The following is a 13,091-nucleotide window of genomic DNA, read 5'->3' on the forward strand; positions in this document are numbered from 1 at the left end:
ATTTTTTTGTAAAATTTATATTAAATAAAAGTTCTAAAAGTATCTTCTTTTGAATACGTATATATTTCTTTATCTATCAACTCATATATAACTTTTTCTAGCTTGTATATTACATGATTTTCACTAGCAAAGTGACCAGCATCTATAATTATAAGTCCTCTATTAGAATAGTCCATAGCCATATGATAGCTTACATCTCCCGTAATCATAAGATCACATTCATTAATAAATGCGTCTTCAAATAAAGATTGCCCTGCACCGCCGCAAACAGCAACTTTTTCAATCTCTTTTCCCATATTTCCATAACATATCAACTTTTCTGCAACTAGTACATCTTTTACCTTTTTAGCAAAATCTAAGGCTTTAATCTTATCTATATGACCATATCTCCCTAACCCAATCTCTTTTCCGACTTCTAAGATATTAGTATTTTTAATATTTAAAATCTCACATAAATTATCATTAAGTCCATCTTTTGCAATATCTAAATTTGTATGCATAGCAAAAACACTTATATCATTTTTTATAACTTTATCTAATCTATTATAAAAATCATCACTAAAATCTATAGACTTAGTTCCATTAAATAGATATGGATGATGTGTTATTATTAAATTACATTTATTCTTTATAGCCATATCTACGCCTTCATCTTCTAAATCTAAACTAATCAATACATTCTCAAGTTCATTATTTAAATTTCCAATTTGAAGACCAGAGTTATCCCAATTTTCTTGTAAGTCTAAAGGATATTTATCACATAATCTATCTATTAATTCTTTAATTTCCATATTTCATATACCTCATCAATAGCAGCTAATCTTTCGTCTATTTTTTCTAAACTAGATTGATTTTTTGAATTTTTAACTATATCCTCTCTAAATTTTGAATTTTTTTCATAGTCTTTTTCTAATTTACTTCTAAGCACATCACTATGCTTTTTAATATTTTCAAAGCCATAATATATTTCAGATAAAGTTAACTCATTAGGATAACCATAGCTTACTTTCAATATATCATAATATTTATTATTCTCATATGTTAGAAAATCTCTTTGTATTTCAAAATTATTATTTATCAAAAATTTTCTGAGTCTTTCGGTAGCTATATTTGACTCAAGAATCATATAATCTAAGTTTTTAGCAAAATCTAAGCTATTATTTATAATATCTATGATAGTATTAGCACCCATACCTGCTATTACTGCAATTTGTTTATCTTTTTTTTCTATTCCATTAAAACCATCTGTAACTTTAGTTTTAATTACTTTTTTTAAACTATCATCAAGCTCATCTTCAAGTTTTTTAAGAGATGATGCTGATATATCTGTTCCCAAAATATCATCACACAATTCATTTTTAGCCAAATATAAAGGAACCAATCCATGATCGGTTCCTACATCAATAACCCTTTTTCCTGGGTCAATAATATTAATAATATCCATTAATCTTTTTTTATCATTCATTATAAAAAATCTTTCAATGATTCACTCTTATTTGGTGATTTTAATTTACGTAAAGCTTTAGCTTCTATTTGTCTAATTCTTTCACGAGTTACATCAAACTCCTTGCCCACTTCTTCAAGTGTACGAGGAGTTCCATCTATCAGACCAAATCTTAATTGCAACACTCTCTTTTCACGTGACCCAAGACATGATAAAACATCATTTAATTGTTCACGCAACATAGTATAATTAGCTGCATCATCTGGGTTAATTGCTGTTTCATCCTCTATAAAATCTCCTAAATGAGAATCTTCTTCTTCTCCTATTGGTGTTTCTAAGGATACTGGTTCTTGAGCAATCTTTCTAATCTCTTGAACTTTGATTACTTCTATTCCCATTTGCTCAGCTATTTCTTCGTTTGATGGATCGCGTCCTAAATCTTGAACTAATTGTCTTTGAGTTCTCACAAGTTTATTTATGGTTTCAACCATATGTACAGGTATTCTTATAGTCCTTGCCTGATCTGCAATGGCACGAGTTATAGCTTGTCTAATCCACCATGTTGCATAAGTAGAGAACTTAAAACCTCTGTTATAATCATACTTATCTACGGCTTTCATAAGTCCCATATTTCCTTCTTGGATAAGATCTAAAAAACTCATCCCACGACCCACATATTTTTTAGCAATGGAAACAACTAGTCTCAAGTTAGTTTCAGCTAATTTTTGTTTAGCTCTTTTTGCCTTTAATATTGTCTTTCTTAGAGTTATAGAATTTTCATTACTTAGCTCATTATCACTTAAAATCATACGAGCTATCCTACTGTTATCTATATAAGAACTTAAATCTTGAATATTTTCAAAAGTTAATTCATTTCCTTTTGTTAATTCACATGCTATATTGCCAGCTTCAATGAAGTCTTCTATTGTCATTCTATCATTAGTTTTGATAAATTCTCCATTGCTTGCTTTAGATAATAAGTCAGTAAAAAATTCATATATATGAGTAACTACGCTATCTTCTTCATTAATATTAAATAAATGATCAAAAGAATCAAATAAGTCACATAAAGAATTAGCTTCTGTTCTTGTGAGTTCATTTTCACTTAAAGACTTGCTCGCTATATTACAAATTAAAACCTTTGCTTTAAGTTCTTCAATTTTTTCTACATCAGGCTCATCAACCATTATCTCTTCAAATAGATTGCCCATTGATTTTATACCAGTTAAACTAACTATTATGTTATCATCTACTTTACCATTCTCCTTAACCTGATTATTGGCTTCAAGTAAAGCGTAGGCCAAATTTCCAAAAAATATGTCTGTTGATAACTTATTCTTATTTTGCTTATTTAAAGATTGACCTTCAAGCTTCTTACTAGCTATATCACCCATTTCCATTTGACGAGCAAGATGGATTTCTTCTTTTGCTGTTAAAAGAGAAACTTTTCCAATTTCTTTAAGGTACATTTTTACCGGATCATCTAATTTAATACCTGAAATATTTTCTACATCATCGTCAATATTTTCTTTAAGTTCTGATTCATCTATATCTTCATCATCTGATATTTCATCTTCTAAATCTTCATCTAAAGAATCCTCATCTTCTAAATCTTCATCTAGAACAGACTCAGCTTTTTCTACTATTTCTATACCACTGCTAAGTATTTGTGAGATAACATATTTTTTGCTCTCATCTTCTACTTCCTTAAATGATTCAAATGTGTATATTTGAGTATATGTTATCATACCATCTTGAGATTCGCCTATGGATTGAAATTCTTCTATTATTTCTTTTAAAACGTCATCTTCAAGCAGTTTATCACTATCGCTACTCATTAAAACTCCCCTTAGTTCTATTATTAAGAGACTTAAGCTCTTTTAGTTTCTCTCTTTTTTCAAAAAGCTTTATCCTATCCATAAGCTCATCTATTACTATAGGATTTGCATCATCTCTTATATAATTTAAAATGTAAACATAATCCTCATCATTTTTATCAAATTTTTCAGTATTTTTATTTATAATAAATTCTTTAGTATTTATTATTTTTTCATCTTTTAAAGCACTATCAAAAAATTCTTTATTTTCAAGATAAGCATCTCTTTGATTAAAAATAAGCCTTAATATTTCAAGCTCATGAGTATTGTGCTTTTGAGGGTTACTATTTACTATTACTTTTTGTTTATTTTTAAAATCTTTACTGGATTCTTCCTTATAAGTAATATTAGTATTATACTTGTTGACTGCCTTATTTAAAGTGTTTTTATCAATGTTAAATAATGTAGAAACGTTGTTTATAAATATCTCACGAGTTAAATCCGACTTTATTTCAGCAAGAAATTTTACAAATAAATCCAGTTTTTCATATTTCTCATTTTCTTTTGAACTAGAGTATATGTCTAGTATTTTATTGTACTTATAATTGTAAACATCTAGCGCCTTTTCTTTTTTATCTATAAATGAATCTTTACCATATTTCTTAATAAAATCATCAGGATCATTTCCTTCACCTAGACTGATTATTTTAGGCTTAATATCTTGATTTAGAAATATCTCTATAGCCTTATCAGTAGCTTTTATTCCAGCAATATCGCTATCATAACATATATAAACATTATTTGAATATCGCTTGATTAATTTGGCTTGATCGGACGTTAAAGCAGTACCTAGACTAGCAACTGCATAGTCAATTCCATGATTATTTAAAGCTATAACGTCCATGTATCCTTCCACTAAAATTAAGTCATCTTTTTTCTGCTTTTTATAAACATTTAGTCCATAAAGATTGAACCTTTTTTTAAATATATCTGATTCTGGAGAATTAAGATATTTGGGCATTTCTTCTGCTATAGTTCTTCCACCAAATCCTATAACATTGCCATAATGATTTATAATTGGAAATATTATTCTATTTCTATACTTATCATAATATTTTCCTTTTGCAGACTTTTTAATTAATCCTATTTCTTCTAAATCATTTTTATCATAGCCTTTATATTCAGCGTAGTTACATAAGTCATCCCAGCTATTTTTAGCAAACCCAAGCATAAATCTATTTACGATTTTTCCAGATAAGGAACGATTTTTAAGATACGTTATAGCTTCTTTACTAGTCAAGAGATTTTTATAATAAAACATCATTATATCTTTATTTATTCCATAGAGTTCTTTATTTCTTGGGTTAGATACATACTTAGAAGAGTAATTATATTCCATTTTAATACCAGCTTTATTAGCTAAATATTCCAAACTATCTGGATAAGATAAACCTTCTTTTTGCATAATAAAAGAAACAACATCCCCTCCCGCTCCACAACCAAAGCAGTGAAATAATTGTTTCTTATCATCTACAGTAAAAGAAGGAGTTTTCTCATTATGAAATGGACATAGCCCCTTATAAGAACTACCCGCTCTCTTTAAATCAGTATATTCACCAATTATATCAACTATATTAGAACTAGCTTTTATTTCTTCTATTTTTTCTTCTGGTATCATAGCCATATAATCACCTCTGCTAGATAAACTATACTTATAATTAAATCGTATTCAATTTTAGATTTTACTTATTTTAAAAAGAGAAATTACAAATTTAATTGTAATTTCTCTAATGTCTTAATAAGTTTTATGCTACTTTGTCTTCAGGTCTCTTTTTTAATTTACCCAATAGTAAAGCCCCTACTACAGAACCTATAGCTACTGCTAATAGGAAAAATAACACTTGATTTAAATTACTCATTGCAGGAAGTACAAATACACCACCGTGTGGAGCAGGGGACTCTACATTAAATGCTCCAACTATGGCTCCAGCTATTGCTGATCCTATTGCAACAGATGGTATAACACTTTGTGGCTCACTTGCTGCAAAAGGGATTGCACCTTCTGTTATAAAACTTAAACCAAGAATAAAGTTTGTAATCTTTGTTTCTTTTTCTTTTTCTGTAAATTTATTTTTAAATAATGAACAAGCCAGTGCAATTGCTATAGGTGGTACCATACCACCAACCATTACAGCTGCCATATATGAACCAATGCCTGTATCTGTAAATACTCCTATAGCAAAAGCATATGCCGCCTTGTTGATTGGACCTCCCATATCAATTGCCATCATAGCACCAAGTAATGCACCAAGTAAAATTCTGTTTGATCCACTCAAGTTCATTAGCCAATTGTTAATAGCAGAATTTATACCAGTAAAAATAGGATCTATTATAAAATACATAATAATTCCTGTAAATAAGAGTCCTAATACAGGATATATAAGCATAGGTTTAAGACCTTCTACTGATTTAGGTAGATTTCTTGTCATCTTCTTAATTAGGTTAGTAATATAGCCTGCTATAAGCCCACCTATTAATCCGCCTATAAATCCTGCTCCACGACTTGCCATAAGTCCTGAAACCATACCCGGCATTAATGCAGGTCTATCACCAATAGACATTGCTATATATCCAGCAAGGATTGGTATGAGAAAGCTCATAGAATCGGATCCTAGACCGTTAAGAAAAGTAAAGACTTGAGAATTATCTCCTGTAAATCTTTCAAAAAGGAAAGATATAGCTAATAATATTCCACCACCTATAACAAATGGTAACATATGACTGATACCGTTCATTATATCTCCATATATTTTTTGCCAAAAGCTTTGTGAATCACCTTTAGTTAATTTATAACTCTCATTATTAGATGAAGCTTCGCTGTGAAATACACTTGCTTGACCCTTAATGGCCCTATCGACTAGTTCATCTGCTTTTCTAATACCATCTGAAACTGGTCTTTGAATAACTTTTTTGCCATCAAATCTAGCTGTTTCTACTTTTTTATCAGCTGAAATGATTACTGCCTTAGCTCTTTTTATATCTTCATCAGTCAATCTATTTTTGATACCATCAGATCCATTAGTTTCTACTTTTATATCTACTCCAGCTTTTTTTGCAGCTTCTTCTAATCCTTCTTGGGCCATATAAGTATGGGCAATTCCATTTGGACAAGCTGTAACCGCTACTATAAAGTCACTTTCTTTATCAGTTTCTGTTTGAGTAGCATTTTCTTTGTCATTACTTTTTATAACAGACTTATCTTCATTTATTTTCTTTGGTTTAGAATACTTATCAATAATACTATAAACTTCATCAGGAGTGTTAACTGTTTTTAAATCATCTACAAATCCACCTTTCATTATCATTTTTGATAATTCAGCAAGAGTTTCTACATGGAGATTATTTTCTCCATCTGGAGCTGCTATTGCAAAAAATACAAAAGTATCTTCTCCATCTAAAGCCTCATAATCTAATCCATTCTTTTTTCTTGCAAATAATACAGCTGGCTCTTTTACAGTTTTATTTTTTGAATGTGGTATAGCAACTCCATCACCTAAAGCTGTAGATCCTTCTTGTTCACGTTCTCTTAATCCTTGAGCAAAATCTTTTTCACTTTTTACATATCCTTTTTCATAAAATTTATTAGCTAATTCATCTATAACTTCATCTTTGCTATTAGCTTCTAAATCTAGAATCATCAGCTCTTTTTTTAGAAGATCCTTAATTTCCATATCCATTTACCTCTACTCTTTTTAAAATTTCATATATTAATTCTTTTTTAGCAATATCTTCGCTAAATGCAGTTGCAGCCCCACAAGCTACAGCTAATTTATAGGCTTCTTTTTTCGACAATCCATTTTTTAAACCATATACAAAACCACCTACCATGCTGTCTCCTGCGCCAACCGAATTTATTAACCTACCTTCAATAGGTTCAGCTTTTAATATTAAATCCTCAGATATAAATATAGAACCATCTTTACCCATTGATATGATGACGCTTTGAGCTCCTAAATCATTTAATCTCTTAGCATAGTGTAAGAGATTGCTTTTATCAATCTTTTCTCCAAAAATCATTTCTAATTCATCAATATTTGGTTTAACTAAAATTGGATTGTATGATAGATAATCTAATAATTCTTTGCCAGCAACATCTATAGTAAAGTCTACATTATTGCAGCCTAAGATTTGTTTATAAAAATTATCATCAAGAGATTTTGGAATCGAACCAGAAATTATAAGTGTGTCATTAGAATTCAAAGTGGATATATTATCTAAAAATTCATTTACTTCTTCATCACTAATAAAAGGTCCACCTGCATTAATTTCCGTCTCACTTCGATATTTAAGTTTTACATTAATCCTAGAATCATCCTCTATAAAAGTAAAATTTTCTTTTATACCTAAGTCCTTCAAAGAACTCTTAATGTATTCACCAGTAAATCCACCGATAAAACCAAGATTAATCGGATCTTCACCTAAATTTTTTAAAAGCTTGGAGACCATGATTCCCTTGCCACCAGGAAATTTCATCTCTTCATAACTTCTATTTGTAAATCCATCTTTATACTCATAAAGTCTCATAATATAGTCAATAGATGGATTTAGAGTAAGAGTGTAAATCATTCATCCTCCTTAATAAGTTTCGCATCATCAAATGTACAAATATCTGCAAAGTATTTCTTTCCAAACTTCGAAGAGTCCGCTAGTACATAAGATCTATTAGATTTATTTATTGCAGCTTTCTTTATTAAAGCTTCATTTATATCGGCTGTAGAATAAATATTATCGCATATACCATTAGCTCCAATAAAAGCTAAATCAAAATTCAGATTATTAATTTCATTTATAGTCTGCTCTCCATAAGTAATAAAAGTTGATTCTTTTATATTTCCTCCTAAAACCACTGTAGAAATTGAAAGATTATTTAGTTTTTCAAGATGCATCAAACCATTGGTTACTACTGTCACATTTTTATTTTCTAAATATTCAATTAAACTATAAATTGTAGTACCAGCATCTAAAAATATATGGCTACCATCTTCTATAAGCTTACTAGCTTTTTCACCTATAATTCTTTTGGATTCTATATTGGTTGTTTCATTAAACTTAAAATTGGTTTCTTCAAGCAATTTATTAAGAGTTGCTCCTCCACGCACTCTCCTTATTTCACCTTTCCCTTGTAGGTAATCTAAATCACGCCTTAAGGTTGACTCGCTTACATCTAATTTTTCTAGCAATCTAGAATTAGATACAATTTCTTCTTTTTTCAACATTTCTCTAATCAAATTCAATCTTTCTTCTACTATCATAAATAAAATATACTTCATTTTCAATCATAAACTGTCAAATGTAATGTTTTAATATTTGAATTTTTAAATAAATTTAGTAAACTTACAATATATATAATTTTATTAGTAAGATGTTTAAGGAACTCACATACTTTAAAAAAATATTTAAATGTATTATAATGTTTATATACTGTATTAAAGGATTAAATAAAAAGAGGAAATTATGGATAAAACGAACTTCAGAGATTTAGATCAGGAGGATGATCTTTTAGATGTTGAAATAAAGGTTCTAGATGCTCAAAAGCACAATTTTAATAGGAATTATTCTTCTAGGATACAATTCCATCCTTTCACATATTTCTACTATATCATTAAGGGAAACGGAAAATTATCTATTGAAAATGAAACTGTTGATGTAAAAGATAATGACTTAGTTGTTATTAATTCAAATATTGGACATACTTTATATGTTGATAATAATTCTGATTCTTGCGAAATTATAGGATTTGGTGTTGAATCACTTTCTGTTTCAAGTATTAATCCTAATAACTTAAATAAAGATAATAGCAACTATTTTCACATTAACTTAGATAGAAAGAAATATAATACTGATTTGTTTAATGAAATTGTAAATGAATTTAATAGTGAGAAATTGTTTTCTAAAGCTATGGCAAATGCTAAGGCCTCAATTTTTATTATAAACGCTTTAAGATATAATGAAGAAAAAGTTACTGTAAGTCATGATAAAAAAGTAAATAGACAAATTGATTATATAAAAAATTATATAGACAATAATTATGCCGAAGATATAAAGCTTGAGCAGTTATCTACTATGGCTTATATGAATAAGTTTCACCTTATATCTGAATTTAAGCAATCTTACAGAGTGACACCTATTGAATATTTAATACTAAAGCGAATAGAAATTTCTAAAAATTTACTTATATCTACTAACCATTCTATGGAAGAAATATCATCTATAGTGGGATTTAACTCACAATCATATTTCAACCAGGTTTTTAAAAAGAAAGTTGATCAAACCCCATCTCAATTTAGAAAAAAACACAGATTATAGTAAAACCGAAAATTAATGAGTTGAACTTTGCATACTTAAATATGGAGTTCAACTCATCTAAATTCTAATTTTTAATATTATATTAACATAAAATTAATTTCGCTATTTTATTCTTACATAGCACAAATATCATAATCCATTTCTTTAACCATTTGCATATCATCTTCTAGACTTGCTCCACGTGTTGTTAACATATCTCCAGTTATGGCTGCATTAGCTCCAGATCTAAAGCAAGATTTTCCTAGTTCTTCCATATTTGCACGACCTCCAGCTAATCGAATAGCTGCTTTAGGATTTATAAATCTACATATTGCAATTGTTCTATTTATTTCTTCTTGATCTAATATTTTATTATTTTCCAAAGCTGTACCTTTTACAGGATTTAAGACATTGACTGGGATAGACGCTACATTTAGATCTTTTAAATTAAAAAACATATCTACTCTATCTTCAATACCTTCACCCAAACCAATAATACCTCCACTACAAACTTCCATTCCGGCGTCTTTGGCATTTTTAATAGCTTGAACTTTTTGATCGTAAGTGTGGCTTGTGCATATTTCCTTAAAGAAATTTTCAGAGCTTTCTAAATTATTATGTATTCTCAATACTCCAGCATCTTTTAACTTCTTAAATCCTTCTGCAGAAATTAATCCTCCAGATAAGCATACTTTAACTTCTGGTTCTTGTTGATGAATTTCTTTAACGATTTCACATACTTTGTCAATATCATCTTCGGTTAACGATCTACCAGAAGATACTAAAGAGTATCTAGGAACTCCTCTACGATATTTATCAACAGCATCTTTTACAATAATATCCTTATCCAAAAGAGAATAAGCCTCTACTTCTGTATTACTATGTGCTGATTGGGCACAAAATTTACAATTTTCTGGACAACGGCCACTTTTTGCATTAATAATAGTGCACATATCAAATTGATCTTGACAAAAGTGTTCTCTAATTTCTTCTGCAGCCTTTCTTAGTTCATCATAATCCTCTTTATATAAATCAATGGCTTCTTGACGAGAAATATCTCCACCATTTAGTACCTTATTTTTTAGTTTCTCTAGCTCCATATAACAACTCCTAACTTTTTAGTTCAAACAATTTTATTTCAACATTTCTTGTCATTATGAGTATAAGAAAAAATTTCACATATGTCAACTAAATTGACAAAAATGTTTTCATTGTTTAGAATAGCTTAGGGAGGAGGTGTAAAGATTATGAGTAAAATAAAGAATAAAATGACAACCCAAGATTTAGTAAAGACAGCTCTTATGGCTGCTTTAATTGCAATAGGAGCATTTATCACTATTCCTTTGGGACCAGTTCCTTTTACCATGCAAAACTTTTTTATATTTATGACAGGACTTTTACTGATACCTAAACTTGCAGGTTTAAGTGTACTTATATATGTAATTATAGGATTAATTGGACTTCCAGTTTTTGCCGGATTCACTGGTGGTCCTCAAATGATTTTTGCTCCAACTTTTGGATTTTTAATCTCATTTATTATAGCTGCTATATTAATCTCAAAACTTGCATATGGTGAAAAAAGCTTCATTAAGATTTTGGGAGTTCTTATTCTTGCAGAAGTTGTTTTTTATGCAATTGGATTACCATATATGTATATGGTACTTACAAAAGTTAATGGAACACCAATGACTTTTAAATCAACTTTAGCTGTAGGCATGTTTCCTTTCTTAGTACCAGATTTATTGAAAGCTGTTATCGCAGCTTTAATTGCTCCAAAAATTTTAGATTCACTAAATCATGCTAAAGTTAAGTGATTTTTATAAAATCTATAAATAAAAAATTTATAAAAAATAACTTACCCCTTATACCTAATTAGAATTAATGGGGTAAGCTATTTTTTAACTTAAACTTATTTTAGGCTAGAAAATTAATAATCTACACCTGGAGTATACTCGCTATTAGCATTCCAGATCAAATATTCATTCTGTCCTTTATCATATATTGCATCTATCTGTGCTTGTACAGCATCTGCATCATATTCCATCCAATTACCTTCTCCGATCCAAGTTGCAGTAAAATCTTGTATCCACGGTCTTGAAACTGGTGGGTGATCTAAATCTCCTAAAACTTTTTGCTCTTCATCAAGATATCTACAAACAAGATTATAAGGTTCTAAATCTGGTTTTTCAATATCAAATGAACCACCTCCCCAGTGAGAAGGATATATCATAGCAGATATAGCATCAGTTTGATTGGCCATTTGATCAAAGTCTTGTCCTATACCATCAGCATGTCTTACTTGAAGAGCGTAGCCAAATACATCTATAGACATAGGTATATTATAAGATTGTAATTCTTCTCTCGCTCTTTGAACAAAACCTGTAATAGCAGCTACTCTCTTTTCTCCTTCTTCCATGTCTTTATTATCTTCATATTCACCTCTAGAGTAATCTAAAGTATCACCAAAGGTTTCAAATCCTTCTGCAAATCTTACATAGTCAAATTGTATTTCATCAAATCCTGCTTTAGCTGCAAGCTTTGCTATCTTTATATCGTAGTCTTGCACATCTTTTAAAAATGGATTCATAAAAGCTTCACCACTAGCATTTTTCCAAAGACTACCATCATCTAAGGTAAAGCCCCACTCTGGATGTCTTTCAGTTATAATACTATCTTTAAATGTAGTAACTCTCCCTATAACATATATACCTCTAGAATGCATATCCTCTAGAAAAGCTTCAGGATCAACTATATCAATTTTAGAATACTTGATATCTTCATCATCAGTATCAAAATTCATAGTTACATTTCCCCAATCATCTTTAATATCTACTACGACAGTATTTAGATTAGAATTCTCAATTAAATCTGTTATCTTATTATAAACTTCTGGTTTATTTATATTATAAGTATTAAAATACAAGCCCTTTACACCATCTTTAGGATAATATTTAGATTTCTTTTCCTCTAAAGCATGGAGTCTTGACGTATCATAATCCATATTATAATCATCTGGAGTTACCCCAACTTCATAAGCTTTCCCAACTGGCTTTTCTACAGCTTCATTGACTAAACCTTTCTCTTTTAATATCTCCTTAGCGGCTTTATCTATGTCTTCATCTTTTACTTCCTCAACCTTAGTATCAGACGCTTCTTTTTGACTAGTTTTTTTGTTTTTATTAGCCGTACATGAAGTCAAAATTAAGATTAATGAAAGCATGATGGAAAGTATCTTAGTTTTTTTTCTCATACACTCTCCTTTAAATAAAAAATAAAGAGCGAGCAAGCATGCCCGCTCTTTCATTAAAATTATTTTATAAATAATAAAATTATTTAATAACCTTAGTAACAACACCTGATGCTACTGTTCTACCACCTTCACGTACTGCAAATCTTAGTCCTTCTTCTAGGGCTATTGGTTTTTGTAGGCTGATTTTAAATGTTGCGTTGTCTCCTGGCATTACCATTTCTACGCCTTCTTCTAA

12 protein-coding genes are annotated in these 13,091 nt (G+C 29.5%); 2 read left to right on the plus strand and 10 right to left on the minus strand.

From position 1 onward, the window contains the following. Positions 1-20: 20 nt before the first annotated feature. The 7 genes from J2Z39_RS07090 to J2Z39_RS07120 all read right to left on the minus strand — a co-directional run bounded on the left by J2Z39_RS07090 (position 21) and on the right by J2Z39_RS07120 (position 8,591). Complete coding sequence (locus J2Z39_RS07090) at positions 21-791, minus strand: Nif3-like dinuclear metal center hexameric protein (RefSeq protein ID WP_117522200.1); 771 nt, start codon at positions 789-791, stop codon at positions 21-23. Then, complete coding sequence (locus J2Z39_RS07095; RefSeq protein WP_209814509.1) at positions 773-1,465, minus strand: tRNA (adenine(22)-N(1))-methyltransferase; 693 nt, start codon at positions 1,463-1,465, stop codon at positions 773-775. Before J2Z39_RS07095 ends, J2Z39_RS07090 begins: the two co-directional genes overlap by 19 nt. After that, positions 1,465-3,282, minus strand: coding sequence for an RNA polymerase sigma factor RpoD (gene rpoD / locus J2Z39_RS07100; protein WP_209814511.1), 1,818 nt, complete (start codon positions 3,280-3,282; stop codon positions 1,465-1,467). The genes J2Z39_RS07095 and rpoD overlap by 1 nt, the downstream gene beginning before the upstream one ends. Then, positions 3,275-4,945: a DNA primase gene (dnaG, locus tag J2Z39_RS07105; RefSeq protein WP_209814513.1), complete on the minus strand. Its 1,671-nt coding sequence runs from the start codon at positions 4,943-4,945 to the stop codon at positions 3,275-3,277. Before dnaG ends, rpoD begins: the two co-directional genes overlap by 8 nt. A 121-nt stretch (positions 4,946-5,066) precedes the next feature. Beyond that, a complete protein-coding gene (locus J2Z39_RS07110; RefSeq protein WP_209814530.1) occupies positions 5,067-6,992 on the minus strand; it encodes a PTS fructose transporter subunit IIABC in 1,926 nt (641 codons plus the stop codon). Next, complete coding sequence (pfkB, locus tag J2Z39_RS07115) at positions 6,982-7,887, minus strand: 1-phosphofructokinase (RefSeq protein ID WP_209814516.1); 906 nt, start codon at positions 7,885-7,887, stop codon at positions 6,982-6,984. Before pfkB ends, J2Z39_RS07110 begins: the two co-directional genes overlap by 11 nt. Then, positions 7,884-8,591 carry a DeoR/GlpR family DNA-binding transcription regulator gene (locus tag J2Z39_RS07120; protein WP_245325740.1) on the minus strand — a complete coding sequence of 236 codons (708 nt, stop codon included), beginning with the start codon at positions 8,589-8,591 and terminating at the stop codon, positions 7,884-7,886. The genes pfkB and J2Z39_RS07120 overlap by 4 nt, the downstream gene beginning before the upstream one ends. 184 nt (positions 8,592-8,775) lie before the next feature. Here J2Z39_RS07120 and J2Z39_RS07125 point away from each other — a divergent pair, with 184 nt between their 5' ends. Continuing rightward, positions 8,776-9,627 carry an AraC family transcriptional regulator gene (locus tag J2Z39_RS07125; RefSeq protein ID WP_117522195.1) on the plus strand — a complete coding sequence of 284 codons (852 nt, stop codon included), beginning with the start codon at positions 8,776-8,778 and terminating at the stop codon, positions 9,625-9,627. Between the two features lie 113 nt (positions 9,628-9,740). On the opposite strand, the gene bioB is transcribed toward J2Z39_RS07125, so the two are convergent. Then, complete coding sequence (gene bioB, locus J2Z39_RS07130) at positions 9,741-10,706, minus strand: biotin synthase BioB (protein ID WP_209814518.1); 966 nt, start codon at positions 10,704-10,706, stop codon at positions 9,741-9,743. Positions 10,707-10,853: 147 nt separating this feature from the next. Between bioB and J2Z39_RS07135 the strand changes: the two genes are divergently transcribed. Further along, positions 10,854-11,420: a biotin transporter BioY gene (locus J2Z39_RS07135; RefSeq protein WP_209814521.1), complete on the plus strand. Its 567-nt coding sequence runs from the start codon at positions 10,854-10,856 to the stop codon at positions 11,418-11,420. Positions 11,421-11,533: 113 nt separating this feature from the next. Here J2Z39_RS07135 and J2Z39_RS07140 read toward each other — a convergent pair whose 3' ends face one another. Together J2Z39_RS07140 and J2Z39_RS07145 are read right to left on the minus strand one after the other, a co-directional pair. Further along, on the minus strand, positions 11,534-12,856 hold the full coding sequence (locus tag J2Z39_RS07140) for a putative glycoside hydrolase (protein ID WP_209814523.1): 1,323 nt from the start codon (positions 12,854-12,856) through the stop codon (positions 11,534-11,536). A 79-nt stretch (positions 12,857-12,935) separates the two neighbouring features. Further along, positions 12,936-13,091 (minus strand): EF-Tu C-terminal domain-related protein (locus J2Z39_RS07145; protein WP_483414904.1); only part of this gene is annotated, 156 nt, incomplete at its 5' end.

The organism is Anaerococcus nagyae, from assembly GCF_017874535.1.
Classification (GTDB): domain Bacteria; phylum Bacillota; class Clostridia; order Tissierellales; family Peptoniphilaceae; genus Anaerococcus; species Anaerococcus nagyae.